This window comes from Photorhabdus heterorhabditis (assembly GCF_018448905.1).
GTDB classification, from domain to species: domain Bacteria; phylum Pseudomonadota; class Gammaproteobacteria; order Enterobacterales; family Enterobacteriaceae; genus Photorhabdus; species Photorhabdus heterorhabditis.
The window spans coordinates 50,888-77,654 of the sequence record NZ_RCWA01000014.1 but is presented as its reverse complement, the minus strand read 5'-3'; the positions used below and the strand labels follow the sequence as shown (position 1 = coordinate 77,654).

Genomic DNA, 26,767 nt, shown 5'->3' with positions numbered 1-26,767 from the left:
CATGAAAATCGACTATCAAGATAAGGGCAGCACTGCACAAATCGTCGTTACCAGTTTCATCACTGAACGCCGCAAACACAACCGTTGTATCGATGCCGCCCTGTTAATGGTACCTGTTCGTGCCTGGTCTACCGGCTTTCTATTAAGGAAAACCACTATCACGGGCAAAACAGTTCACGTACTGCGAGCCTACAGAATCATTTGCAGGGAGAGCGAACAGTGACAAACAAAGAACGATTTGAAAAATGGCTCATAGAAACTTATCCGTGGGGTGAGGAAGAGTTAGAAAAAGCTTTCTTTCATGATGAATGCGAATACTACATCAGTCGCAGCAGTGCATTGCATTTTGCGTGGGCAGGCTGGAAAGCTCGGAGTGAAGTTCGTGTGGAACTGCCAAATTATATTGATTGTGATGATGACGACGAACTGGGTATTGAATATAACAGAGGTATTTCTCACTGTGACACTCATCTGAAATCACAGGGAGTAAAAGTGAAGCTAATCCTTAGGGATGTAAAGGAGGAAAGCCATGATCAATAACTCATTCCACTTAACACAGGTAATCGCCTCGGCTTGGGGCGATCCATCTGATATTACAGATGCAGTTTGGGATGCCGGTTACAGAAAAGCCGACAGAACATCGGAAGAGATGGTATTGATGACACTTAAGGTCATCAAGGATTCTCATTACAGCGATATTCCATATGAGTATTGGCCCGAAGATTTAGAATCCGTACTTGTTGCTGAGCTAAGCCTCCTGATTGATGATTTGGTCTGGAGTGATAAAACAACTCCGGCAACAGTGGCAAGGATAATTTTGGAGAACGGTTATCAGAGAGGAGAAAAATAAATGGAAGAGTCCGAATATATTACAACAAGAGAACTGGCTAAAAAGTTACGTGTCACACCCCACACTATCAGGACGTGGTGTGGGGATGGGAAACAGAAAAAAGAAGGTTTCCCAAAACCCAGATTTCGCGGGAGAGAAAACAGCTTCTCTAGGAAAGACATTGAGGACTGGGAGAACGGGAAACAATTTTAGTCAACTTCGCCCACCAGCGCTCATATGCCTCTCTCTGTTCGTTAAGGTAGGTGTGCTTATCGTACACCTGCCACACCCCCGGCAATTTGTGACCAATCATAGTTTCAGCGACGTGCGGCGGTGTTAATTCAGAAACCCCGGTGCGCATTGTTCTGCGTAAGTCATGGATTGACCAGTGCATGTGGGGATCAAAATAGGGGGCCATCTTTTTGTTAAGTCTCTCAATTATATGTTTATGCGATCCTTGAGCAAAGGGTTTGCATCCAGATACAATAAAAAGGTATTCGTTGCCGTGATTTAACTTCTTTGCCTGTTCAATTAGTTTTTTAGCTTCTGAAATAATCGGTCTAACAATGGTTTTTTTAGATCTTCTCCCTGTTTTATGGTTTGCGGGAGGGATAACCCAAATATTTTTTTCATAATCAAAATCGCTAATTTTAGCTTTCAACAACTCACCAATGCGGCACCCAAACAGCAGGCAGAGCTTTACTATCAGTGCGTTCCGTGGGTTGTATTTGGGGGCATTGATAATACGAAAAAGAACCACTAATTCTTCCTCACTTAATGTCCTCTCCCCCATGTCAGTATCGACATCAATGTCAGTATCAAGCTCCTTTCCTTCTAGATCATGTGGCACCACATTAGCTAATGGGGTGATACTTGTCATTCCTCGACGAACGGCCCACTTATGCGCTTTCTTGGAATATGTCAATATACGTTCTCCAATTGACGGAAACCGTTTTGCGACTTCTTCAATTAAAGCAAGCCAAACATGAAGCGTTACTTCATCATGAGGCAATTTGCCAATTTTCGGGAAAACATGAATTTCGAAAGAGCGTAAAATTTCATCAGCGTTAACCTTCAAACCTTGCATGGTCGTTCTCCACCATTCTCGAATAAGCTTTTCCACAGCGACCGCGCTCAATGCAGATTCTTTTCGAACTCTCTTAACTATTTTGGGATTACGATGTTGCTCTAGTTCTCCGCGATAAGAAATCACCGAGTCACGAGCATCTTTTAAGCTCGTTGCTGGATAAGTGCCGATATCTATTCGATCCCCTTTTCCATCCCAGCGATATCTAAACTGAAATATAATTTTTCCTTTTGGGGTAACACGAACAGACAGACCGTCTCTATCGGACTTAGTAATCATTTTTTCCTGGGGTTTGCCACTGACTGAACGCAGCCATGAATCAGTAATTGCCATATTAATTTCCTCAAAAATAATACAGCCCTTAATGTAATTTATGTACATCAGCATGTACATAATTTTCATGACACAATATGGACATTTATGATTACCACTGATTAAGGAAGCCCAAAGAAAAATAAATATTTATTTAATATCAATTAGTTAAATTTATTATCATGACTAACAATGACCGTTAATGTTTAAAGATGATTACATAAGCGCATTTTTGACATGGATGGTTTGCTGATTGACTCTGAACCCTATTGAGCCCAAGGAGAGAAGGAAGTATTCGGTGAATTAGGCTTGGATCTATCTTTGGTGGAAAAACTACCAGATACTCTTGGATTACGTATTGACCATGTTGTAGAGCTATAGTATCAGGCTTCTCCGTGGCAAGGTGTACCGAAATCAGAAGTGGAACAGCGGATTATTGACCACGTTATCAATTTGATAAAAGAAAACCACCCCTTACTCCCAGGTACTGAACATGCTTTAAGCCTTTGCCGTGAACAGGAATTGAAAATCGGCCTAGCTTCAGCTTCCCCTCAATATATGTTGGAACAAGTGTTAGAAATGTTCAACTTGCGTCATTATTTCGATACTGTCGTTTCGGCTGCCAAATTACCTCATAGTAAACCCAATCCCGAAGTTTATTTACGTGCTGCTGAACAACTGGGGGTTGCCCCAATAAATTGTGTAGCTTTAGAAGATTCATTTAATGGAATGATAGCAACAAAAGCAGCAAGAATGCGTTCAATCGTTGTACCATCAGCTCATCATTTCAATGATCCACGTTGGGCATTAGCTGATATTAAACTGCATTCACTCGAACAACTAAGTGTAACGGATATCGTTTGACTCTGACTTTAACTGCCATTATCTGTTCAGATGGCAGTTCTTGATTGTTCACATAGCAGCCTTAGTGCTTATATCTTATTCTGTCAAATAAAAACTTGATTAAATATTAATGTTATTTATTAATAAATAAAATATTTTTGTTTTTCACCCTCTATCTTACCCGCATAAAACCCACTATACTCGCCCACTGTATGGATAGACAGTCACCAGTCAGAGGAATTTATGACCGCGGAAGGGCATCTTTTATTTTCAGTTGCCAGCATTATTCTGGCGCAAAAACTCAAAATAACACCAGAAATAGCTCATGGTGACTGGTTACATATGCTACCAGGAGTGCTTCTCACCGCATTGTTACCAGATATAGATCACCCAAATTCAACCCTAGGTAAATTATTCAGGTTTATCTCCATACCAATCGCCAAATTATGTGGACACAGAGGATTTACCCATAGTCTCCTTGCCCTCATATTAGGTGTTGCCTTATTTTGGTTAAAAATACCAGAAGAGTGGCTTATCCCAACTGATTTTTTCCATGCCATGATTGTTGGCTATCTAAGTCATCTGATTGCAGATATGCTGACTCCCGCTGGTGTACCGTTATTATGGCCAATAAAGATACGTTTTCGCTTACCTATGCTTGGTAAGCAGGGAAACAAGAAAGCAGAAAGATTTATTTCTGCTCTATTGATCGTTATTGCCATTTTCCTACCAGAACACATTGAATACTCCATATTTTTTTATATAGATTGCATTAAGGAACGCTATTTTTAATGCTCTGATTGACTGAAACTAAATCTTAATTATTACATTTGTTATATCAAATTCGATCTAATTATAAATAGGAATAATTTAAGCTGATATTATGTTTTACAACTGCTTGTTGTAATGTGTTCGTTCACAAACTTACACGATTCAATACAGCTTATTATCTAATTAATTGAATTCTGGAGTTTGGGAATGAATTTATCACTCATTCTGAATGTGCTCATCTTTGCAGCACTGCTTTTGCTATTGTCAAAAGCCAGTTCACATCAATGGAGTCTGTCGAAAAAAGTTCTTATCGGCCTTGCCATTGGTGTTATTTTTGGCCTAGCACTACAACTCATTTATGGTCCCGATAATGCCACAGTGAAAGAATCAGTATCATGGTTCAACATTGTTGGCAATGGTTACGTACAGCTTTTGCAAATGGTGATTATGCCGCTGGTATTTGCCTCTATTCTGAGCGCAATTGCCAAATTACATAAAGCATCTTCTTTAGGAAAAATCAGTTTTCTAACCATCGGAATGCTACTGTTCACTACAATGATCGCAGCGCTTGTCGGTATCATTATTACCAACCTGTTCGGCTTGACTGCAGAAGGTCTAGTTCAAGGAACCCAAGAAACAGCACGCCTGTCTGCTATCGAAAATAACTATATGGGCAAAGTCTCTGACTTGTCTGTGCCACAGTTAATTTTGTCTTTTATTCCTAAAAACCCATTTGCTGATTTAACTGGTGTCAATCCAACTTCTATTATCAGTGTTGTTATTTTTGCAACCTTCCTGGGTATTGCTGCGTTGCAAATGCTGAAAGATGATCACCAACGTGGTGAGCAAGTATTAGTCGCTATCGATACTATGCAAGCATGGACAATGAAATTGGTTCGTCTGGTTATGAGCCTGACGCCATATGGTGTCATGGCTCTGATGACTAAAGTTGTCGCTAACTCTAACATCCACGAAATCGTGAAACTGGGCAGTTTTGTTATCGCATCCTATATTGCACTAGCTCTGATGTTTGTTGTTCATGGGTTTCTGCTCTCTCTTACTGGCATCAATCCAGTAAAATTTTTCAGAAAAACCTGGCCAGCGCTAACCTTTGCATTCACCAGCCGTTCAAGTGCAGCCAGTATTCCACTGAATGTTGAAACCCAGACATTTCGTATCGGTGTACCTGAGTCTATCGCCAGTTTCTCTGCCTCTTTTGGTGCAACAATTGGTCAGAATGGTTGTGCCGGTATTTATCCTGCCATGCTGGCAACCATGGTTGCTCCAACAATAGGAATAAATCCATTTGACCCCATGTGGATCGCGACACTAGTTGGTATTGTAACTATCAGCTCTGCTGGCGTTGCCGGCGTAGGTGGAGGAGCCACATTTGCCGCATTAATCGTTTTACCGGCAATGGGGTTACCTGTAACGTTAATTGCCCTATTGATTTCTGTTGAGCCTCTTATTGATATGGGCCGCACCGCCTTGAATGTAAGTGGTTCAATAACCGCAGGTACAATTACCAGCCAATTGCTGGGGAAAACCGATACAGCCATATTCAATCAGGAAGAAGAAATTAGGTTAAATCAGCTATAAATTTTTAAAAGCTGGGAAACACTCCCAGCTTTTTTACTTCATTCACAATATTATTTATTCAGGTATTGACCACTACGCAGTGCTTCAATACGCTTATCTAATGGCGGGTGAGACAGAAACAGCTCACTGAATGTTTTAGATTTCCCATTAATACAGAACGCCATCATACTGCCCTCTTCTTGCGGCTCATAACTGGTTTTCAGACGCTGTAAGGCAGCAATCATCTTCTCACGGCCCACCAACTTGGCAGAACCTGCATCTGCATGGAATTCACGATAACGAGAAAACCACATAGTAATAATGCTCGCCAGAATACCGAATACTATTTCCAGCACCATTGAAACAACCATGTAAACAATCGGATTACCGGAGTTACTACTCTCTTCTTCGTTATCGTTGCCAGACAGAAAACTTGATACAGCCTGAGCCAACAAACGGGAGATAAAGATAACAAAAGTATTTACTATCCCTTGCAACAAAGTCATGGTCACCATATCACCATTAGCAATATGGCTAATCTCATGAGCGATAACAGCTTCCGCTTCTGCTCGGCTCATATTGTCCAATAGACCAGTACTGACAGCTACCAGCGAAGCATTACGACGCGCTCCGGTAGCAAATGCATTAATATCAGGTGCAGCATAAATCGCAACCTGTGGCATAGCAATATTGACTTGCTCTGCCTGACGACGAACAGTTTCTACCAACCAGTGTTCAATTTCATTTGTTGGCTGTTCTATAACCTGACCACCAACAGAACGCAGAGCCATCCATTTGGACATCAACAGAGAAACAAGTGCTCCCCCGAATCCGAACAGACCAGCCATAATCATCAGACCCTGTACACTACTTCCCTGAATTCCTGTCAGAGAAAGTATTATCCCGAACACCAACATAACAGCAAGGTTGGTGAGGAGGAACAAAGCAATTCGCATCATAATAAACGGGCTTCCTTTATTAATAATCAGTACATTTTCAGAGTTATCCTATAAATAAGGCTATTCTTGCTATATTCAAGGTTTTTAGCTCTTCAAACGATAAAATCAACACAACTTTACAAAATCGTAAAAAACCAACATTAGCCTAACACCTATTGGTTAAGCAAAATACTTTGATACCAAGTAACACAAGGAAATTGTGAAACAGCTCATCCTTCCCGAAAAATAAAAATCATCTCAAAAAAAACCGCTTATATACTGAAAGCTAGTATACCGTTCACTCAACGCATCTGAGATGAACGGTATTGGGCATTATTAAACTGGTTATTTAATCTATTGCTCTACTTAGATCGAGATAACACTTTCTCAGCAGGCTGGTGTGCCAAATCAAGCGCAATCTTCACTGACTCATCAAGATATGGATCTGGCCCTTGATAATCTTTAGGTAAATCATCCAGTGATACTAATGGTTTCTTTCCTTCTCGTTTAAAGCGATCATTAATCCGGTTCAATTTCAGAGCATCATCTTCTTTATTCTCTTTCTCTCTTTGTACATAGTTCAGAGAAACAATATTTTTATGCTCTTTCATCTCCTTATAGTGAGCAATGTCCTCATTGATATACTTAAATTCTGGATCATTTGCGATACGAGCATTATGGGCCACAGTTAACTGAGGAACTAACGCTGCAATAACTTTAGACCCCGTATAACGGGCAGGAGGAATGCTATCCCAAGGCAAAGCATTATCTTCAAAACTCTCTCCTGTTTCCGCCGGATCAACCCCCGTTGGCATCACAATATCAGGTGTCACACCTTTACGTTGAGTACTACCGCCATTTACACGATAGAATTTCTGAATCGTATACTGAACAGAACCCAGTGATGGCCAATCAGGCCGCATCATTTGATCGTAAATACGACTCAAAGAACGATATTGTTGAACAGTACCTTTACCAAAAGTTGGCTCCCCAACAATCAAGGCACGCCCATAATCCTGCATTGCAGCAGCAAAAATCTCAGAAGCAGAAGCACTAAAACGGTCTACCAGAACAACCAAAGGCCCTTTATAGTACACCACTTCATCAGTATCAGAATCCTGCCGAATTTTCCCGTTATTATCCCTGACTTGCACCACCGGACCACTTGGCAGAAATAGACCAGACAAAGAAACCGCTTCTGTCAGTGCACCACCACCGTTGCTACGCAGATCTATGACAATAGCACTAACATGTTGCTTAGTTAGTTTCTGTAATTGAGTTTTAACATTATCAGTCAAGCCAACATAAAAACCTGGGATATCAAGAACCCCCACTTTTTCTTTACCGATTGTCTTAACTGACATCTTCACTGCCCGGTCTTCCAGGCGAATCTGTTCACGAGTTAAAGTGACGGTACGTGGTTTCGCCCCTTTAGTATCAGAAATAACCTCAAGCCGTACTTTACTCCCTTTAGGACCTTTAATCAGTGCGACCACATCATCCAAACGCCAGCCAATAATATCCACCATTAGCTTTCCTGATTGACCGACACCGATAATCTTATCACCTACTTTTAGCTCTTTACTTTTGGCTGCGGGGCCACCAGCAACCATAGAATTTATGACAGTGTAGTCATCGTCTATCTGTAATACAGCACCAATTCCTTCAAGGGAAAGACTCATTTCTGAGTTAAATTGTTCAGTATTGCGTGGTGAAAGGTAATTGGTATGAGGATCAATTTCACGAGCAAACGCAGTCATAATCAATTGGAAAACATCTTCACTTTGGCTTTGTGTCAGACGTTTTAACGCAAACTGATAACGTTTGGTCAGCACTTCTTCAATCTCTTTATCATCTTTACCCGCGAGTTTGAGATTGAGCCAATCATATTTAACTTTAGCATCCCAAAGCCTATTCAGCTCTTCTATACTCTGTGGCCAAGGAGCTTTGGACCGATCAACATCAATTGTATCGTTACCATCAAAACTCATTGGCTGTTCAAGACGAGATAAAGCATACTGATAACGCTCAAAACGGCGTTTCTGTAACAGATTAAACAGGTCATACGGGATTTCCAGATTCCCGCTTTCCAATTCCTGGCCCAACAACTTTTTCTTATCAGCATACTGAGCTACATCTGACGCCAGCAATATATTATGGCTGTAGTCCAGTATATTGAGATAACGGTCAAAGATTTTTGCTGAGAAATCACCATCTAAATTAAATTGACGGTAATGAGAACGAATGAAGCGGGATGTTACCCGCTCGCTCACAGTTGAATGCTGAGGCTCTTGTTTCAATATAGGCAATTGCTCAATACGAACAGGGACAGTTGCTGGACTGTTTGTATTTGCATAACAAGTACCAAAAATTGAAACGCTTAAGACAAAAGCCAGTCTGACGAATTTGTTCATGCCTGGGTTGGCCTCCGTATCAGAACTGTAAATGTTCTGCGCGTACAATCATTGCCAGACCAGAAGGCAATTGTACTCGTACGCCATCTTTAGCGACTTCAAGCACAGAGGCATCCATCGAGCTTTTACCTACCCTGACTTTAATTTCCTGACCAATTTTCAGCAATGAAACATCAGCAATCTGAGTCGGTGTAGATTGATTAGGTTTAGCAACAGGTTTATGTGCTTGTTGCTGAGGGCGACTTTGTTGGCGTGGCTGCCGTTTTTCCCCTTCAGTATTATTAGCACGGCGACGAGGAGCCGGCTTCTTGGCAATTGGTCGCTCATTTTTTTCACCGGCAGCTGCATTTTCAGCTTCACGTTTTTTGGCTCTTTGCTCCACACGCTGGGCCTGAACCCGTGCTTTGGCTTCAGTCAGTTGCTGGAGAGCATGCTCAATATGTTCCGCTTCCAATTCACCGCATGGGTTACCATCAAGGTCAACACGTTGTGCTCCCTCTTTAACACCATACAGGTAACGCCAGCTTGATGTGTACAGACGCAAGGCAGAGCGCAATTGTGTTTTACTTAAACATTCTTCGTCCTGAATACGTTCAACGATATCCTGAAAGATACCGATCTTTAAAGGACGAGCTTCACCTTCGGCTACGAAGCAGAGCGGAAAGCGCTCAGCTAAAAAAGCAATGATTTCTTTACTACTATTCAACTTAGGTTGATTTTCCATGAAATTTCCTGATTACAACGGTTTTGCCAACCAGCATAGGCATGAACTGGCGTCATTATAATAGCGTTGCTGATAAATGCCACGTTATCCATATGTTAAGTTACATTCAACTCAACATATTTCGGCACAACGCACTGTTCTAAATGAGCACAGAGCCCATCAATAAGGGCTTGTAAGCCAAATTCATCTTCTTCATCAAACCGATGAAAAATTGTACTATCAATATCTAATACACCCATGATTCTATCGTTTACAAGCAATGGCAACACAATTTCTGCGTTACTAGCAGCATCACAGGCAATATGACCAGGGAACTCATGAACATCATTAACACGTTGAATACGCTTTTCTGATACAGCAGTTCCGCATACCCCTTTGCCAACAGGTATTCTGACACAGGCAACCTTTCCCTGAAATGGCCCCAGAATCAACGTATCACCATCAATCAGATAAAAACCGACCCAGTTAACGTCATTCAGACGTTCATACAGCAATGCACTAGCATTAGCGAGTGTCGCTATTAAGTCATACTCACCAGACAACAGAGCTTTTAAGTCTCCAGTAAGATCCCGATAGAACTCATTTTTATTCATATTGACCTATCCGATGAAATTTACAAAACGCATCTCTATTTTTATATCAAAAAAATATCAAATGCCCATAACAATAAGGTTAACAGCCTGTCACACTGACGTAAATTTTTTACTGTCTCTGTTAAGATATTCTTTATTATATTTATCGAACGTTTATCAAGGTTGGTGAGATATCACACCTCTTACCAAAACACCAAAAGGTGCGGTCAATATAAGTATAATGCATAGTAAACGCCTCTATACCTCCTACAATAAAAATCAGACTGTATTCTCTCACATTGCAAAGGTAAATTATCTGGGAACCAATCAGTAGAGTAGAGAAAAGCAAAACATTCAAACAATTTATCCGTAGAATTATTACACTTGCCATTCTATCATTAACGCTTTTGGCTCCGACAATTACACCAAATAAATATTTCCTACTGAATGTGGAAAAGGCCAAAGAATGACAAAGATGAAAAAAGCAATATTACAAAACTAAGTTTTAGCACAGATAGTTATAACAGCAATATCATCTAACGATTATCCAATACAGGAAATATTATTACTGGCAATCTCAGTCATTTGATCTATTCTCAAATGATGGCCTTACTGGTCGTACCTGTTAATTGAAATTAAGGAACCATCATGAACCAGACAAAATTGAGAATTTCCAGCTACGAAATTGACGATGCTATTCTGTCCCAACCTTCCGCAGAAGCAGAAGACGATACTACCATTAGCATTCCTTGTAATTCTGACCGCGAACTTTGTATGCAGTTAGATGGATGGGATGAACATACCAGTATCCCCGCCTTATTAAACGACAAACAAATTCTGTTATACAGAAAACATTATGACAAACAAAAACATGCATGGGTGATGAGGGTAGCCTGATGTCCGCAAAACTTCTGACAAAAAAAAGCCGAGTTGACTCCTCTACTCGGCCTAGGGAAAATGGCTCTTAAGAGCCGTGCGCTAAAAGTGTCATTGAGACGTAAAACAACTTATAACTTAAAGCGTAGCTGACATATTACGTTTAAACAACCCATTGGACAATAAATGGCCAAGATGGTGTTTATTAAGTCAAATATCACGATATGGCTTAACTCAATGACATTATTTTTTATCGCACTACTTTCTATCACATAGTGTTAAAGCTGCTCTCTGGAATGGTTCTATGCTCATTTTTTGATCCGGATTATTACTGTCATCTAATAGAATAATATCCAGAGATTTAGCATTCACTTTCCCTTCCCTGACCATCTCTGTGGCTATATCATTCAATGGGTATTGCACCAGTGTGCTTGGATTAATCACAAACAAAGCCTTATTGGCTCTGCAATCCAGCATCACTTCCTCCCGAGTAAATGCCCATTTATCACCAAATTGCAGCTTACTCACCGTTTCAATAGGTGCAGCAATACCTTGAAAAGCCAGACAGAATAAGAAAAGTAATAAAAATAAACGTTTCATAATAGTTACCAATGTGTAGATATAAGGGCAAACGAAGCAAATTATCCTCACGTACTACATGTGCGCTCCAATTTCTGCACGTTGTCCGTGTTCCACTATTTATTATCACCAATAAACTGCACCAATAACACCTACTGAAACAAGCTGCTAGTTATAAAAATCAAATCGGCTGATAAGTAGCAAAAACAGCAACACATAATAAAACCAATGCCCCAAAAATAATTTCAATCCAACTACTTATAATCAGCAGTTGATAGCGACCAGGTTGCCTTAGTTTAGGAACCAAGATATAACGGTTAATCAATGCAAGCATCACCATAGCCGCTACTAGCGCTATCTTCAGCCATAGCATTGACTGATACTCAGTACCGCTATACTCCGGCCAATCAGGGAGCAAAATTAAGCTACTTATCATGCCTGTAACGATAATAAGGATTACCGCGATATGACCATAAGTGGAAAAACGCATCATAGAAATCATAACCTGCCTATCCAACCCTACAGCTAGTTCATTCCGTATACGCAAAAATTGCAGGCATAACAAAAACGGCCATAATCCCCCAAACCAGTACCCAGCACTTAATAGGTGAATAACCTGATTAATCTGATGAAGGATACCCAACACGCCATCATGTATTACCGCATGACCTATAAAAGCATGGCAAGACAGCAAAATGGTAGAGCTGATTAACATCAGAATATTTCTGGCTTTTTGGTTATTGATAAACAAGAACCCTGTAGTAACTACTGCAACCAATATTTGCCACTGCCAGATCTTACCAAAGGTTGTTCCTAATACTGCCCGCCAGATTTCTGGATCATAAGTATCCTGCCAGCCATCCCCCATTAGCCCCGCTTGTATCACCAACCAGCCAATTGCTGTTATTAATGCTACAACTGTATTGATAATTACCCCCAAACGGAGGCGGGCATCAATTAGGACAGAGAAGCGATCAGGAACCAACATAGCAGTAAATATGCTGAGACCAAACATCAACATAACTGCCACGAAATGAGTGAAGCGACAAAAGATATAAAGTGCCGCCAGAGACATAATTATTTCACTGTAAAGCTGTAGATGCCTTTAGTCTTATGTCCATCAACCGAAACTACGCTCCAGTCAACATCATATTTACCTGCCACTAGCTTATCTTCGACAGGAAGGATAAGTTTTGTATTAGTTGCAGGATCAAGCCTCAATTGACCAGTTTTGATAGATTTATTTTCCGGGCCAGTCACTTTTACCTTACTGAAATTCAGTTCAATACCTTCTGAAAAGCTCAGAGTAATTACCTGTGGTGCATTTTCCACTGTGGTATCTTCTGCTGGAATTTGTTCTGTTAAATGCGCGTGAGCCAGAGCTTGCTGGCAAGACATACTGATAAACAAGACAACTAAAGCAGATAATTTCCGGCAAAAAGAACGAGTTTTGCTGATAGTCATAAATAACCTCTTAATTTTCAGGTATATTCCTATAAATTAAGGCTATCTTATAACAAAGAAATTATTTTATCCGCGATAACTTACAATGAGAATTTCGTCTTGTGAACTATCGCGCAAAAACAAAGGAAAACTGCGGCACTAGCCTTAAATACCTGAAGTCATTGCCAGCTACTGCCGTTGATTAATTCCGTTCATTCAGATAGGGTTGGCAGCGGCCAGACCTTTCAGATCCTTATCCAACAGGAAGAGCGCCTTACCATCCTCACCAACCATCTCCAGTTTATCAAGAATAGACTTGAACAACTTCTCTTCCTCATGCTGTTCTGCTACATACCATTGCAGGAAATTAAAAGTAGAATAATCCTGCGTTGTTATCGCCAGATGAGCGAGTTTATTAATTTCACTAGTAATAAATTTCTCGTGTTCGTAGGTTTTATTAAGTACATGAGACACGGATTCATAGTCTGTCGAAGGCGCATCAATCCGCCCTAAACGTGGCATCGTACCAGTATCACTCAGATAATCAAATAAGCGATGCATATGCTGCATTTCTTCCTGAGCATGCGATTTAAAAAATGCAGCGGCGCCAGCTAATCCTTTGTCACAGCACCATGCACTCATTTGTAGATATAAATTCGCAGAATAGAACTCCAAATTCATCTGCTCATTTAATTTATTAACCATTTCTTGATTTAGCATAACAAATACTCCCATCATTAATTTACCCGTATTATGCCAATTAAATTTAAATAAAAAAACCCAACAAACAAAAATAAATACAAAAATCATATTACACTGAAATATAACAACATTTTCAACAAAACAAAATAGAAATGAATCTCATTTAATATATTTAAATGAAAATGAATTTTATTTTCAAAATAATCCAACCAAATAAACTCCTATATTTAATGATAATGAATATTATTTATATTCATAAAATTATCGATTCAGTTCTTGCCAGAAAAACCAGTCTGGATTAGCTTTATCATTTTGTGAATTAGAATTTTAATTCAGGGAGACACTCATGGGACATAATCTGGCTGAACTTTCTACAGAAAAGATGGATAAAATCAATGTTGATCTGGCAGCATCTGGTGTAGCTTTTAAGGAACGTTACAATATGCCAGTACTTCCTGATGCGGTTGAGCAGGAACAACCCACATACCTTCGAGAGTATTTTCAACAACGTTTAGTGCATTATCGTCAATTATCCAAACAATTTTCCCGCTTACCCTACGACCCCAAAAATCGCTAGCCATCCAGCAAGAATTAATAACCACCGGATAACCGGTGGTTATATCAGATTACTGCTCAGCAAACTTATCCGTTGCACTAATAAGTTGATGTAAAATACCCGGCTCATCAAATGAATGTCCAGCTCCTTCAATGATGTGTAATTCTGCTTCTGGCCATGCCTGCGCTAGATCCCAAGCATTTTGCACTCGACAGGCCATATCATATCGACCATGAATAATAACTGCCGGAATATTCCTTATCGCGTCAATATTATTCAACAGTTGCTGCTGCTCATTCATAAAACCCTCATTAATAAAATAATGATTTTCAATTCGGGCAAATGCCAGGGCAAACTCATCTTCTGTAAAAGACTCCACATTATCCGAAGGAAGTAATGTTACCGTCTCCCCTTCCCACAAGCTCCAGAGGCGAGCGGCTTCTAATTGAATTTGACGATCATCACTAGTCAATCGTTTGTTATACGCACCAATAACATCCTTTCGTTCTTCCTCCGATAAAATAGAGACAGTTCGTTGCCATTTATCCGGGAAGAAATTAGAAGCGCCATCCTGATAATACCAATGTAGCTCTTGTGGCCTTAGCAGGAAAATCCCCCGAAGAATCAGTTCAGAAACTCGCTGAGGATGAGCCTGTGCGTAAACCAGAGATAAAGTTGAACCCCATGAGCCGCCAAATACCAGCCATTTTCCTACCCCCACCAATTGACGTAAACGTTCAATGTCTTCAACCAAATGCCAGGTAGTATTATTTTCCAGACTGGCATGAGGTTTTGAACGCCCACAACCACGCTGATCAAACAACATGACATGATATTTCTTAAGATCAAATAGTCGGCGGTGGTAAGACGCAATACCACCGCCCGGCCCGCCATGAATAAATACGGCGGGCTTACCCTCAGGATTACCACATAATTCCCAATAGATTTGGTGACCATCGCCTGTGTCCAAATAACCAGAACGGTAAGCTTCACAGGCCGGATATAACTTTCTCAATTCTGACATAACATCCCCTTTACTGGTTAACACCAGATCTGGTGTCCATCTGATGACGGTTAGAGATAACTATCAGAAAATGTTATTTCAGTTCGCTATAGCTAATTGTATTTTGCTGACAATCAACGATCACCCTGTAATCTTTGTCACGCTTAGAACCACGAACAGTAAGTGGAACTTTTAACACATCTTTATCACCCGTGATATTTTCTGCATTTACCCACGCCACCGGTGTAGAAGTTCCCAACTGTTTTCTATCTTCTGACCAACGGTTAATACGGTTTTGCAGAAAATCTCGCTTTACCTGAGCAGCAATCTGCGATTTGGTTAAATTATTGCAGGAAACAAATTTATCAACACGTTTGCTCTCTGACACAGCAAATACGGTAAATGAAACCGTAAACAAAAGCGCAGCACCTGATAAGCCAACTCTGTTAATGATATGACATGCTTTCATACTACCTCCTGTTAATATCTCAAAATAAGAGATTAAATATGGAGCTAACCTAACATGCTAGGTAAAAAAAATGTGTGATTATTGTTAAATAAATAATTTAATTATGTTCATTTTTAATCATCAAACACCACATTAACCTGCTCTTGACCTCTATGCTTCTCGCGAAGCTCCTGGGCAACCAGCGAAATGGCTTCTCCACTGCTCATTCCTTCAGCCATCAATTGCTGAATTTTTTCCACTGCCAGTTGCTGTTCCTGATGAGATAATGTTGGCATACCTGAAAACACGAGAATAACCTCAATAAATTGATCGACAACTAAGAGTATAGCGATTTTTAACTCAGGTAAGGAGTGAATTTCTATGTTAACCTCTGGTGATTAAAATTAATGACAACTTTTGCGTTGCTATTGTTAAAACCAACACCACAAATGAATACTTCATTGCAAAAACGACAATTACCTTATCAATCAAATGCCGCCATCAACTATTTCGCGACGATTTCAAACCAGCCCTGGGCAATGCTGCTCCATTCTGGCTCTGCAAACCATTCCCATAACCGGTTTGATATTCTGGTTGCAGAACCACTGATCACTCTCCTCAGTCAGGGTAAATCAACCGAAATAAATAAGTATGGCACTACCTCTATTGCTGAGGAAGATCCCTTTTACCTGCTAAAAAAACAGCTAGAAAATTTAAATATCACCGCAAAATTTAATTCTGATTTGCCATTTCAAGGCGGTGCATTAGGTTTATGGGGATATGACCTTGGACGTTGTATTGAGGAATTACCGTCACAAGCTAAAAATGAGCTGTCATTTCCAGATATGGCAATAGGTATTTATGACTGGGCTTTGATTGTCGATCATCACAAAAAAAAGGTGACTCTATTAAGTCACAGTGACGCTGATGCGCGTCTAAACTGGCTTATATCCCACGGAAACTCGCCAGAAACAACCTTTATGCTGACCACCGAGTGGCAATCAAATATGAGTGCGGAACAATATAATGAGAAAATTTGCCACATTCATGACTATCTGTTAAATGGTGACTGTTATCAAGTTAATCTGTCACAACGATTTTGCGCTGACTATCAGGGAAATGAATGGCAGGCATTCGTGAAACTTAATAAGAGCAATCGTGCACCTTTTTCTGCCTTTATCCGTTTACCAGAAAACAGCGTGATCAGCGTTTCTCCTGAACGTTTCTTACTCCTGGAAAATAAACAAATTCAAACTCGCCCTATCAAAGGCACATTACCGCGCTTAAATCAGACTGAAAAGGATACATTACAGGCTGAAAAACTAGCAACATCGAAAAAAGACCGAGCCGAAAACCTGATGATCGTCGATTTGTTGCGTAACGATATTGGTCGAGTAGCCACACCAGGTTCAGTTAAAGTTCCTGAACTATTTGTGGTTGAACAATTCCCTGCCGTTCATCATCTGGTCAGCACAATTACCGCAACACTACCCAATGAACAGCATGCCATAGATTTATTACGAGCCTGCTTTCCCGGCGGTTCTATCACTGGCGCCCCGAAAATCAGGGCAATGGAAATAATAGAAGAATTAGAGCCTCACCGCCGACATGGATATTGTGGTTCAATTGGCTATATTAGTTTCTGCGGCACAATGGATAGCAATATCACTATTCGTACCCTATTGACCGAGAAAGGAAAAATATATTGTTGGGCAGGTGGCGGAATTGTTGCAGATAGTATTGCTGAAAAAGAGTACCAGGAAACATTTGATAAATTGAATCGTATTTTGCCACAACTAGGGAAAATAAAATCGATATGATGCTACTATCTAATTTCATTAACAGATTTCAGTTACAACTTCCACCACATCCTAAACGGCCTTCAAATAACCGCCGCCATGCGGCGGTATTATTACCGATCATCAGCAAGCCGAGACCAACACTATTACTAACTCAACGCTCAATCACTTTACGATCACATGCCGGTCAAGTAGCCTTTCCAGGTGGTGGTGTTGATCCTGAAGATAAATCAATAATCGCCACAGCACTACGGGAAGCAGAAGAAGAAGTTAACATACCTCATCAGAAAGTTCAGGTTCTGGGGAAACTCCCTCCTTTAGACAGCATTAGCGGCTATCTAGTCACCCCAATTGTCGGATTATTACCCCCCGGACTGCCTTTCCATAACAATCCGGCAGAAGTTTCCAATATATTCGAAGTTCCTCTATCTGATGCACTTTCACTGTCGAATTACCATCATCTTGATGTTAGCCGCCGTGGTCAACAACATCGTATCTATTTTTATTGGCATCAAGGACAACACATTTGGGGCTTGACAGCAGCAATAATTCATCAATTAGCTCAACAGATTCAAGTTTGATCTGTATCATTAGAAATAATCAATTTGTGTTTTTTTCATCCATTTTTGTCACTGTTGCTATCATAATTCAAAAAAAGCTGTAAACTCCCTTATCAACACTACTAAATCACAGTAAAGTAGCGTACCTCAATATATATAACTATATCTCTATCTTTTTTAAGGAGTCTGGCGTGATTAGCGTTTTCGACATGTTTAAGGTCGGTATCGGCCCATCTAGCTCTCATACGGTTGGCCCGATGAAAGCCGGCAAACAGTTTGTCGACGATCTGGTAAACCAGGGACTAATGCCTTCTATCACGCGTGTAGCCGTCGATGTTTACGGCTCACTCTCATTAACCGGTAAGGGTCACCATACGGATATCGCCATTATCATGGGCCTGGCAGGCAACTTGCCAGCAACAGTTGATATTGATTCGATCCCCGGTTTTATTCGTGATGTAGAGCAAACTCAGCGTATTAAGCTGGCCAATGGTTTACATGAAGTCGATTTCCCACACGACAGCGGCATGGTTTTCCGTAGTGATAACCTATCGCTACATGAAAACGGTATGCAAATTCATGCATTCGCTGGTGACAAAAAAGTTTATAGCAAAACCTACTACTCAATTGGTGGTGGTTTTATTGTTGACGAAGAACATTTTGGTAAGCCATCTCAGGATACCAAACCTGTTTCATATCCATACAGCTCAGCAAAAGAATTACTGATGAATTGTAATAAAACCGGGCTGTCTGTCTCCGGTTTAATGATGAAAAACGAATTGGATCTCCACAGCCAGGAAGAGATTTATGCCTACTTTGCTGATGTTTGGGATACCATGCAGGCTTGTATTGAGCGTGGCCTGAACACAGAAGGCGTTCTGCCTGGCCCATTGCGTGTACCACGCCGGGCAGCAGCACTACACCGTATGCTGACTGCATCAAATAATCTGTCTAATGATCCAATGAATGTCGTAGATTTGATAAACATGTTTGCATTAGCAGTCAATGAAGAAAATGCTGCGGGTGGACGTGTTGTTACAGCACCAACCAATGGTGCTTGTGGAATTGTTCCCGCCGTACTTGCTTACTACAACCATTGCATTGAACCTGTAACACCAGAGCTGTACATCCGCTATTTCCTGGCCTCTGGTGCTATCGGTATTCTGTATAAAATGAATGCCTCTATTTCTGGCGCTGAAGTTGGTTGTCAGGGCGAAGTGGGGGTTGCTTGCTCAATGGCAGCAGCGGGTCTTACTGAATTACTCGGCGGTAGTGCTGAACAGGTTTGCATTGCGGCTGAAATCGGCATGGAACATAACCTTGGTCTTACTTGTGACCCGGTAGCAGGCCAAGTACAGGTTCCCTGTATTGAACGAAATGCAATTGCTTCAGTAAAAGCAATCAACGCTGCACGTATGGCTCTGCGCCGTACCAGTGAACCACGTGTTTCTCTCGATAAGGTTATTGAAACCATGTATGAAACAGGTAAAGACATGAACGCTAAATATCGTGAAACATCCCGTGGCGGTTTGGCGATTAAAGTTCAGTGTGATTAATCAAATAAGTAACCCGCTTTTTTAAGCAGCAAATCCTTCCACAACGAACATATCCCTGCCTTACGGCCGGGATATTTTTTATGCAAAATCCAAATCGGATATTTCTTAACCTAAAAAGATGAATATATTTTTAATTTTAAATTAATAAGATGTTACCGGGAACAGAATTAATAACCTTTTAAAGTTAAATTTAAGATAATTAAAATGAAATTTAACAATATTTAGTTTATTAAATTATTTTATTACTAATATGTTCACCTATTTCATTTTTTCTGACTGATAGCAATTTTTCTCTAGTGCCTCTGATGCTAATCTAATAGTGTGTTTTCTCAGCCAATAAGAGATAAAAGTCTAAATCAAGCCAAATATTCAGACACCAAATCAACAAAAGACTATTACTTATACAGGTGAATTTTTTGTTGGAAGAATGATTCATTAAAATTATTGGAGTAAATTTGTAATCATTCTGCATTTATATTACTAACAGAGGGGAAAATAGGTGAGTATAGCCATTATGATTGGCACACATGGAGCTGCGGCTGAGCAACTGCTTCGCACCGTAGAGATGTTAATTGGGGAACAAGAAAACGTTTCTTATATTGACTTTGTTCCTGGTGAAAATGCCGATACTTTATTTGAAAAATACAACAGCAAACTTGCAAAGCTCAGCACAGATAAAGGGGTGCTATTTTTTGTTGATACATGGGGAGGAAGTCCATTCAATGCAGCTAACCGTATCGCTGTAGATAAAGAAAATTATGAGATTATTACCGGGGTTAACGTCCCGATGCTAGTTGAAGCCTTTATGTGCCGTGATGATGATCCATCTTTAGAAGAATTGGTCTCAGTCGCTCTGGAAACAGGAAAAGAGGGTATCCGGGCCCTAAAAACAGAAGAAACACCAAAAGTTGAACCTGTCAAACCTGTAGCCCCTGCCCCCGTAGCGACACTTACATCAGCACCACCAACCGGTGGTCATATGAAAATCGCGCTGGCCCGAATTGATGACCGCCTTATTCATGGTCAGGTTGCTACCCGTTGGACAAAAGAAACCAATGTCAAACGGATTATTGTCGTCAGCGACGAAGTTGCAGCCGATACTGTTCGCTCCACTTTACTGAAACAGGTTGCTCCACCGGGGATTAGTGCTCACGTTGTTGATATCGCAAAATGTATTCGCGTTTACAACAACCCGAAATATGCTAATGAACGAGTCATGTTATTGTTCACAAATCCAACAGATGTTCTTCGTCTGGTCGAAAATGGTGTCAATATCACTTCTGTAAACATCGGGGGAATGGCATACCGACAGGGAAAAATACAAGTTAATAACGCAATATCTATTGATGAAACTGATATTAAAGCCTTCAAAAAATTGGATGAACGTAGCATTGAGCTAGAAGCCCGTAAAGTTGCCAGTGATACCCGTCTGCAAATGATGGATCTAATCCAGAAGGTCAAAAACGAAAATTAAACCAGAGCAATTTAACTATTACTCAATGGCAAAAATTTCTCACCAAATTTAATTTGGTTACAGGAGACAAACAATGGAAATTACCGTTGTTCAAATTTCATTGATATTCATCGTAGCCTGTATTGCAGGTATGGATTCCATTCTTGATGAATTTCAATTCCATCGCCCACTTGTGGCCTGTACTTTAATCGGAATCATTCTCGGTGACATGACAACTGGCGTCATTATTGGCGGTACGCTGGAGATGATCGCACTTGGCTGGATGAATATCGGTGCCGCAATTGCTCCGGATGCGGCTTTAGCATCAATCATTTCAACTATTTTGGTCATCGCAGGTGGACGAGATATCGGTGAAGGTATCGCACTGGCAATTCCTTTGGCAGCCGCAGGACAAGTTCTGACTATCATTGTCCGTACCATCACAGTTGCGTTCCAGCATGCCGCTGACAACGCAGCAGAACGTGGCAATCTTCGGGCTATCAGCCTTATCCATTTATCCGCATTACTGCTTCAAGCTATGCGTATTGCTATCCCTGCCCTGATTGTTGCCCTGTCCGTTGGGACCAACGAAGTCCAACAATTGCTCGCCTCTATTCCTGAAGTTGTAACAAACGGCCTGAATATTGCGGGTGGAATGATTGTGGTTGTAGGTTATGCAATGGTCATCAATATGATGCGTGCGGGCTACTTAATGCCATTCTTCTATCTCGGTTTCGTCACTGCGGCATTTACTGATTTCAACCTGGTTGCATTGGGTATTATTGGTATTGTTATGGCCGTGCTATACATTCAACTCAGCCCTAAATACAACAAATCTCAGGTGGTTGCTGCCCCTGGACACACCAATAACGATCTTGATAACGAATTAGACTAAGAGGATGAGCAACATGTTAGATACAACAAAAACGGCGGCTCAGACAGTCGGCCAGAAAAAACTGACACCAAGCGACATCCGCGGTGTATTCCTCCGCTCTAATGTGTTCCAAGGCTCATGGAACTTTGAACGTATGCAAGCGCTGGGTTTCTGTTTTTCTATGGTTCCAGCCCTCCGTCGTCTGTATCCAGAAAATACCGACGAGCGTAAACAAGCAATTAAACGTCATCTTGAATTCTTTAATACTCATCCTTACGTTGTCGCACCTGTATTGGGCGTCACGATGGCAATGGAAGAGCAGAGAGCTAATGGAGCAACAATTGATGATGGTGCTATCAACGGTATCAAAGTCGGTTTGATGGGGCCATTGGCCGGTGTGGGTGATCCAATTTTTTGGGGCACAGTCCGCCCGGTATTTGCTGCTTTGGGGGCGGGTCTAGCAATGAGCGGTAGCTGGCTTGGACCAGTACTATTCTTCTTTTTATTTAACTTGGTTCGCCTATTGGTTCTCTATTCAGGGATCTCTTATGGCTATAAGAAAGGGATTCATATCGTTCAGGATATGGGGGGAGGCTTCCTACAAAAAATGACGGAGGGTGCATCAATCCTTGGACTGTTTGTCATGGGAGCATTAGTTAATAAATGGACGAAAGTCAATATCCCGCTAGTCGTATCAGAAATCCCTAACCAACAAACAGGTGAAAAAACAATCACCACGGTTCAGAATATCCTTGATCAACTGATGCCGGGCCTTGTACCACTATTGCTGACATTTGCCTGTATGTGGCTATTAAGGCATAAAGTCAATGCCCTATGGATTATTATTGGCTTCTTTATTCTGGGGATTATTGGTGCCAGATTTGGGTTCCTCGGCCTATAGAAATAATCATCCCATTAATCATACGGGGAGAAATTCCTCCCCGTATTTTTTTTTTTACAACAACACAGAGATTAAAGAATGAGCCTCAATGATATGGTATTAGTGAGTTTAATTGTGCTAATGCTAGCTTTCGCTATCTATGACGAATTTGTGGTTAATCTACTGAAAGGAAAAACCTATTTACAAATAAAGCTAAAAAGAAAACATAAAATTGATGCTCTCATCTTTATTATCCTGATACTTATTGTTGTTTATAATAATATCATTGCTCATGGTAGTCGTTTAACCACATATTTATTGTTATTTACTATCCTGGTTACTATTTATATTGCCTATATACGCTCACCTAAATTGTTATTTAAAAGTAAAGGTTTTTTCTACGCAAATACGTTTATTTCTTATGACCGGATAAAAACCATAAATTTATCTGAAGATGGCATTCTGGTTATTGGTTTAGAAAATAAAAATTTATATGTCTCAGTCTGCCAACTTGATGATTTAGAAATGATTTATAAATTCCTTGTTGAAAATAGATAGATAAGAATAAATAATGGATAGAAAAATAAATAATAAACAATCAGCTTTATGCTGGTTTTTATTTTCTCCCACATGACAAATAGATAATGATAATTATTATCGGTATCATACTTTAACCCTAAAAATAATATTATTTTCTCTTTTTGAGTTATTATGCTATCTTTGAAAAAGTCATGGGGAGTAGCCTGTTTCAGAAAAATGATTTAGTTAATTTCTCTGAAAAACTCGTATCAACATACTCGTTTCAAAATAAAACGTGGTACGGGTAGCCTTTAAGGTTGGCAAGACCATAGGCATATAACACATCATTGGTTGGGGGTGAGTTATATGTATATGGAAACACCCAACCGAGGCTATTTTAATGAACTTATACGCAACCCTTATCCTAGCTTTAGCGCTCTCAATGGATGCTTTTGCTGCTGCAATCGGCAAAGGGGCCGCACTGCATAGACCACATTTTCGTGAAGCACTCCGTACTGGCCTGATATTTGGTGTGGTGGAAGCTTGTACTCCGCTGATTGGCTGGTCGATAGGACTTTATGCCAGTCAGTATATTATGGAGTGGGATCATTGGATTGCTTTCACTCTGCTGTTTATTCTAGGCTATAGAATGGTTACAGACAGTTTTAAAGCTAGCCCGGAAAAAAAGTGTGAACCACCCTGCCGCCACAATTCAATGGTATTAATAACAACCGCTATTGCTACCAGTCTGGATGCAATGGCAATTGGTGTCGGACTCGCTTTTCTTCAAGTCAATATCATACATACTGCGATGGCTATCGGTATAATGACAATGATTATGGCGACATTGGGGATGTTAATTGGCCGCTATATTGGCCCACTACTAGGCAAACGTGCTGAGCTTATTGGTGGGCTTATTCTGATTGCAATTGGCTTCAATATTTTATTTGAACACCTCGAATTATTTATGTACTCGAAATAACGCCTCTAGCCCAGAATATTTCTTTTCCAAAAATGATATTTTGGGCTAAATTCTAATTAATCAAGACGTTGATAAACCCGCAATATAAAATCAGTTTCGCATTCAAACAACGCTTTATCTGCCAATCCTTTTTTCACATCTTCTGTGGCCCGCCAGGCAAATGGTGTCATCTGTAATAAATGATGCGCCTGTATTCCATTTAATTTCATTGGATAAGATAATGATTCATCCGTTATCAATTCGAATCCTGCTAACTGTTCTGTCTTCAATGGATGAAGCTGAATATTCTGATAAATCAATTCCTTGAGCTGATAAAGATGGCGAGGACCGGGAGTGACTGTCAGAACAATTCCCTGTGGCTTAACAACCCTTGCCAGTTCTTCCGCTTTGCAAGGCGCGTAAATCCGTAGCACCCCGGCAAGAGATTCATCGGCAAATGGCAAACGATGGCTCGACGCGACACAAAAGCTGACAGCAGGATAGCGCTTAGCGCCATAACGAACTGCGATCTTAGCGACATCTAACCCATAGATTTTAAGATTACGTCTCTTGCTTAACTGCGCTTCAACCGCAGCGGTGTAATAACCTTCACCGCATCCTATGTCCAGTAAACTTTCTGCCTTTTCTGGCAGATACTTTTCCAGCAATTCCGAAACCTGTTGTTGTAATGGTTGATAATGCCCAGAATCCAAAAACGCCCTTCTTGATTGCATCATCTCTGGACTATCTCCCGGTTCTTTAGACCTTTTATGCTGAACAGGCATCAGATTGACATACCCTTCTTTCGCACAATCAAACTGATGATTATTCTCACAACGCCATTGCTGTCGAGTGAACAATAAAGATTGATGACATAAGGGGCATTGATACGACATAAGATTCCCAAAAATATAAGCAAAAACCAGCCAGCACTATAGCATATTCTGATACTTTTAGTCGTAAATCATACTCATTAATAGTTCCTATATAGACGATTAATAATTACCTTGAATGAAATTATATTCCATTATTTTCAGTTCTATTTTTGAGCCGGCTCGCAATATTTTTATGGAATAAATCTATTTATCAGGTATTATTATCCAATCAAAATCAAGAAAATATAATTGTAAATAAATCATTTAACTAATAGAAGCAACTAATAACACAGGTAATATGATGAACATTTTCATACAATATTTTAATAAATTAAGATCAATTTCACCGAGATTCGATATTATGCCCAATACAAACTATTTTGATCTTATCCCACAGAAGAGTGATGTTGATACTTTAGCAGATGATCTGGATAAAGTCCGTGCAGACTTTGCTGTTGTATTAAAGCAATTCAATGATGAAATCATATTATCTACAGGGAAAGAGACGATATATGAGAAAAATGGTCACCGGAAAACATCCGAAAATAGCTAAACAATCTAATCAAGGTGATATCAATCCATTATATTATCAATTGCCTGATTCGGAGATATTATCGCTTTATGAACAACATACAAAAGGAGCTGCAGATCGATTTCTAACCCTAATCGAACAACAACAACAGCACAGACACGAGATGGAAAAAGTCGCTTTAGAGCAAATGGTAAGAAAAAGTATAAGGGGACAAAGTTATGGATTATTACTCACTTTTATCTCTTTGTTTGTCGCTTTAATCTTGGGTTTAAATGGAAATAATTGGTTAGCAGGAATTATTGGAAGTGGCACTGTAACAACTATTCTAATTATTTATGTTTTAAATAGAAATCCACACCGATTTATAAGATAATTAATATAGATCAGGGTAAAAATGTCTTATTTTATATTGTCATAGATCTTTACTTTGCCTAAAATTTATAGATAAAAAATAAAATATCAGTTAATAAATTGATGACATTTATACCCAATAGATTTCAAGGTGCATCGCGACGGCAAGGGAGCGAATCCCCGGGAGCATAGATAACTCTGTGACTGGGGTAAGTGAAAACAACCAACAAAGCAACAACTTGAAGGATGAAAAGTATATCATTAATTTAACGGTTACATTCGCAAAATAGCAACGATTGGCCGATGAATTGATAATTAAATATCTGAACATAACTTGAAATGACATTATGAAAATAATCCAGCGGATCACAATATCTTCGGCTGTAACTGGAATAACTCTTAATGAATAAATTGGACATCCAAAAGTCTACAAACCATCTTTGCCACTTTCTACATCACTAATTAATAGAATAGCGTAAAATTGAATCATGGTTTGTAGCATTGGAGAAACAAGTGACCGTCAATATTGATACTAAAATTCGTCATGTAACACCAATTGGGAAAAATATTTTTTCTGAACTCGGCTTTGACGCACAAGAAGCACAACAACTTAATACTAATTCTTTATATGAAATCGCAAATACGTTAGCAATCAAAGAGAAACTGATAGGAGAAATTACACTGAATCGTAAACAAAAAACTGAACAGCTTCTCTGAGACTGTAACTTTGGA

Annotated in this window: 32 protein-coding genes, 1 pseudogene and 1 riboswitch; of the genes and pseudogenes, 20 read left to right on the top strand and 13 right to left on the bottom strand. The window is 40.0% G+C overall.

Annotated features, from left to right (window positions below):
* Window position 1: 1 nt before the first annotated feature.
* The 4 genes from EAE89_RS10935 to EAE89_RS10920 are packed head-to-tail and all read left to right on the top strand — an operon-like array spanning window position 2 to window position 1,042.
* Entirely contained in the window at window positions 2-223 is a 222-nt protein-coding gene (locus EAE89_RS10935; protein WP_214085803.1) for a hypothetical protein, read from the top strand.
* Complete coding sequence (locus tag EAE89_RS10930; RefSeq protein WP_214085802.1) at window positions 220-540, top strand: phiTE_015 family protein; 321 nt, start codon at window positions 220-222, stop codon at window positions 538-540. The genes EAE89_RS10935 and EAE89_RS10930 overlap by 4 nt, the downstream gene beginning before the upstream one ends.
* Window positions 530-850, top strand: a complete 321-nt coding sequence (locus EAE89_RS10925; protein WP_214085801.1) for a hypothetical protein — start codon at window positions 530-532, stop codon at window positions 848-850. The genes EAE89_RS10930 and EAE89_RS10925 overlap by 11 nt, the downstream gene beginning before the upstream one ends.
* Window positions 851-1,042, top strand: a complete 192-nt coding sequence (locus tag EAE89_RS10920) for a helix-turn-helix domain-containing protein (RefSeq protein ID WP_214085800.1) — start codon at window positions 851-853, stop codon at window positions 1,040-1,042. It abuts the gene before it with no gap.
* Here the strand turns inward: EAE89_RS10920 and EAE89_RS10915 are convergent.
* Window positions 999-2,249, bottom strand: coding sequence for a tyrosine-type recombinase/integrase (locus EAE89_RS10915; protein WP_214085799.1), 1,251 nt, complete (start codon window positions 2,247-2,249; stop codon window positions 999-1,001). The two genes, EAE89_RS10920 and EAE89_RS10915, sit on opposite strands and share 44 nt — an antisense overlap.
* A 216-nt stretch (window positions 2,250-2,465) precedes the next feature.
* Here EAE89_RS10915 and hxpB point away from each other — a divergent pair.
* The 3 genes and pseudogenes from hxpB (at window position 2,466) to EAE89_RS10900 (ending at window position 5,441) form a co-directional block, all read left to right on the top strand.
* A pseudogene (gene hxpB, locus EAE89_RS10910) lies at window positions 2,466-3,092 on the top strand (hexitol phosphatase HxpB).
* 222 nt (window positions 3,093-3,314) lie between these two features.
* Window positions 3,315-3,863 carry a metal-dependent hydrolase gene (locus EAE89_RS10905; protein ID WP_214085798.1) on the top strand — a complete coding sequence of 183 codons (549 nt, stop codon included), beginning with the start codon at window positions 3,315-3,317 and terminating at the stop codon, window positions 3,861-3,863.
* Between the two features lie 186 nt (window positions 3,864-4,049).
* Complete coding sequence (locus tag EAE89_RS10900) at window positions 4,050-5,441, top strand: L-cystine transporter (RefSeq protein WP_188093369.1); 1,392 nt, start codon at window positions 4,050-4,052, stop codon at window positions 5,439-5,441.
* Between the two features lie 50 nt (window positions 5,442-5,491).
* Here EAE89_RS10900 and htpX read toward each other — a convergent pair whose 3' ends face one another.
* From htpX to EAE89_RS10880, 4 genes are all read right to left on the bottom strand, one after another.
* Window positions 5,492-6,379 (bottom strand): protease HtpX, encoded by an 888-nt coding sequence (htpX, locus tag EAE89_RS10895; protein WP_054476165.1) that lies wholly within the window; start codon window positions 6,377-6,379, stop codon window positions 5,492-5,494.
* Window positions 6,380-6,720: 341 nt separating this feature from the next.
* The gene (gene prc / locus EAE89_RS10890; RefSeq protein ID WP_214085797.1) at window positions 6,721-8,772 is read right to left on the bottom strand and encodes a carboxy terminal-processing peptidase; all 2,052 of its coding nucleotides are present in this window, start codon (window positions 8,770-8,772) and stop codon (window positions 6,721-6,723) included.
* Between the two features lie 19 nt (window positions 8,773-8,791).
* Window positions 8,792-9,496 carry an RNA chaperone ProQ gene (proQ, locus tag EAE89_RS10885; RefSeq protein WP_054476168.1) on the bottom strand — a complete coding sequence of 235 codons (705 nt, stop codon included), beginning with the start codon at window positions 9,494-9,496 and terminating at the stop codon, window positions 8,792-8,794.
* Between the two features lie 95 nt (window positions 9,497-9,591).
* Window positions 9,592-10,089 (bottom strand): GAF domain-containing protein, encoded by a 498-nt coding sequence (locus EAE89_RS10880; protein WP_054476170.1) that lies wholly within the window; start codon window positions 10,087-10,089, stop codon window positions 9,592-9,594.
* A gap of 627 nt (window positions 10,090-10,716) precedes the next feature.
* On the opposite strand from EAE89_RS10880, the gene EAE89_RS10875 reads away from it, so the two are divergent.
* A complete protein-coding gene (locus tag EAE89_RS10875) occupies window positions 10,717-10,965 on the top strand; it encodes a DUF1480 family protein (protein ID WP_054476172.1) in 249 nt (82 codons plus the stop codon).
* 237 nt (window positions 10,966-11,202) lie between these two features.
* On the opposite strand, the gene EAE89_RS10870 is transcribed toward EAE89_RS10875, so the two are convergent.
* The 4 genes from EAE89_RS10870 to ftnA all read right to left on the bottom strand — a co-directional run bounded on the left by EAE89_RS10870 (window position 11,203) and on the right by ftnA (window position 13,686).
* Window positions 11,203-11,544 (bottom strand): YebY family protein, encoded by a 342-nt coding sequence (locus EAE89_RS10870; RefSeq protein WP_054476174.1) that lies wholly within the window; start codon window positions 11,542-11,544, stop codon window positions 11,203-11,205.
* A 160-nt stretch (window positions 11,545-11,704) separates the two neighbouring features.
* A complete protein-coding gene (copD, locus tag EAE89_RS10865; RefSeq protein ID WP_054476176.1) occupies window positions 11,705-12,598 on the bottom strand; it encodes a copper homeostasis membrane protein CopD in 894 nt (297 codons plus the stop codon).
* Between the two features lie 2 nt (window positions 12,599-12,600).
* Window positions 12,601-12,987: a CopC domain-containing protein YobA gene (gene yobA, locus EAE89_RS10860; protein ID WP_054476177.1), complete on the bottom strand. Its 387-nt coding sequence runs from the start codon at window positions 12,985-12,987 to the stop codon at window positions 12,601-12,603.
* 195 nt (window positions 12,988-13,182) lie between these two features.
* A complete protein-coding gene (gene ftnA, locus EAE89_RS10855) occupies window positions 13,183-13,686 on the bottom strand; it encodes a non-heme ferritin (protein WP_054476284.1) in 504 nt (167 codons plus the stop codon).
* 328 nt (window positions 13,687-14,014) lie between these two features.
* On the opposite strand from ftnA, the gene EAE89_RS10850 reads away from it, so the two are divergent.
* Window positions 14,015-14,245, top strand: coding sequence for a DNA polymerase III subunit theta (locus EAE89_RS10850; protein WP_054476178.1), 231 nt, complete (start codon window positions 14,015-14,017; stop codon window positions 14,243-14,245).
* Between the two features lie 49 nt (window positions 14,246-14,294).
* On the opposite strand, the gene pip is transcribed toward EAE89_RS10850, so the two are convergent.
* From pip to EAE89_RS10835, 3 genes are all read right to left on the bottom strand, one after another.
* Window positions 14,295-15,248: a prolyl aminopeptidase gene (gene pip, locus EAE89_RS10845; RefSeq protein WP_054476184.1), complete on the bottom strand. Its 954-nt coding sequence runs from the start codon at window positions 15,246-15,248 to the stop codon at window positions 14,295-14,297.
* Between the two features lie 73 nt (window positions 15,249-15,321).
* A complete protein-coding gene (gene yebF / locus EAE89_RS10840) occupies window positions 15,322-15,696 on the bottom strand; it encodes a protein YebF (protein WP_149616990.1) in 375 nt (124 codons plus the stop codon).
* 113 nt (window positions 15,697-15,809) lie between these two features.
* Window positions 15,810-15,983, bottom strand: a complete 174-nt coding sequence (locus EAE89_RS10835; protein ID WP_072161798.1) for a YoaH family protein — start codon at window positions 15,981-15,983, stop codon at window positions 15,810-15,812.
* 141 nt (window positions 15,984-16,124) lie between these two features.
* On the opposite strand from EAE89_RS10835, the gene pabB reads away from it, so the two are divergent.
* The 8 genes from pabB (at window position 16,125) to mntP (ending at window position 24,298) form a co-directional block, all read left to right on the top strand.
* The gene (pabB, locus tag EAE89_RS10830; protein ID WP_054476287.1) at window positions 16,125-17,495 is read left to right on the top strand and encodes an aminodeoxychorismate synthase component 1; all 1,371 of its coding nucleotides are present in this window, start codon (window positions 16,125-16,127) and stop codon (window positions 17,493-17,495) included.
* Entirely contained in the window at window positions 17,492-18,055 is a 564-nt protein-coding gene (locus EAE89_RS10825; RefSeq protein WP_214085796.1) for a CoA pyrophosphatase, read from the top strand. The genes pabB and EAE89_RS10825 overlap by 4 nt, the downstream gene beginning before the upstream one ends.
* A 170-nt stretch (window positions 18,056-18,225) precedes the next feature.
* Window positions 18,226-19,590, top strand: coding sequence for an L-serine ammonia-lyase (locus EAE89_RS10820; protein ID WP_054476196.1), 1,365 nt, complete (start codon window positions 18,226-18,228; stop codon window positions 19,588-19,590).
* A gap of 499 nt (window positions 19,591-20,089) precedes the next feature.
* Window positions 20,090-21,064, top strand: a complete 975-nt coding sequence (gene manX / locus EAE89_RS10815; protein ID WP_054476201.1) for a PTS mannose transporter subunit IIAB — start codon at window positions 20,090-20,092, stop codon at window positions 21,062-21,064.
* Window positions 21,065-21,137: 73 nt separating this feature from the next.
* A complete protein-coding gene (locus EAE89_RS10810; protein WP_054476203.1) occupies window positions 21,138-21,938 on the top strand; it encodes a PTS mannose/fructose/sorbose transporter subunit IIC in 801 nt (266 codons plus the stop codon).
* Between the two features lie 13 nt (window positions 21,939-21,951).
* Complete coding sequence (locus EAE89_RS10805) at window positions 21,952-22,818, top strand: PTS mannose transporter subunit IID (RefSeq protein WP_054476204.1); 867 nt, start codon at window positions 21,952-21,954, stop codon at window positions 22,816-22,818.
* Between the two features lie 78 nt (window positions 22,819-22,896).
* Complete coding sequence (locus EAE89_RS10800; protein ID WP_054476205.1) at window positions 22,897-23,355, top strand: DUF986 family protein; 459 nt, start codon at window positions 22,897-22,899, stop codon at window positions 23,353-23,355.
* A gap of 164 nt (window positions 23,356-23,519) precedes the next feature.
* Window positions 23,520-23,710: riboswitch (yybP-ykoY riboswitch) on the top strand.
* Window positions 23,711-23,716: 6 nt separating this feature from the next.
* Window positions 23,717-24,298, top strand: a complete 582-nt coding sequence (gene mntP / locus EAE89_RS10795) for a manganese efflux pump MntP (RefSeq protein ID WP_054476209.1) — start codon at window positions 23,717-23,719, stop codon at window positions 24,296-24,298.
* 56 nt (window positions 24,299-24,354) lie between these two features.
* Here mntP and rlmA read toward each other — a convergent pair whose 3' ends face one another.
* Window positions 24,355-25,173: a 23S rRNA (guanine(745)-N(1))-methyltransferase gene (gene rlmA, locus EAE89_RS10790; RefSeq protein WP_054476212.1), complete on the bottom strand. Its 819-nt coding sequence runs from the start codon at window positions 25,171-25,173 to the stop codon at window positions 24,355-24,357.
* Window positions 25,174-25,513: 340 nt separating this feature from the next.
* Between rlmA and EAE89_RS10785 the strand changes: the two genes are divergently transcribed.
* The 3 genes from EAE89_RS10785 (at window position 25,514) to EAE89_RS10775 (ending at window position 26,752) form a co-directional block, all read left to right on the top strand.
* Window positions 25,514-25,705, top strand: a complete 192-nt coding sequence (locus tag EAE89_RS10785; protein ID WP_054476289.1) for a hypothetical protein — start codon at window positions 25,514-25,516, stop codon at window positions 25,703-25,705.
* Window positions 25,665-26,057: a DUF2335 domain-containing protein gene (locus EAE89_RS10780; protein WP_161804206.1), complete on the top strand. Its 393-nt coding sequence runs from the start codon at window positions 25,665-25,667 to the stop codon at window positions 26,055-26,057. Before EAE89_RS10785 ends, EAE89_RS10780 begins: the two co-directional genes overlap by 41 nt.
* Window positions 26,058-26,548: 491 nt before the next feature.
* Window positions 26,549-26,752 (top strand): hypothetical protein, encoded by a 204-nt coding sequence (locus tag EAE89_RS10775; protein ID WP_214085795.1) that lies wholly within the window; start codon window positions 26,549-26,551, stop codon window positions 26,750-26,752.
* Window positions 26,753-26,767 lie beyond the last annotated feature (15 nt).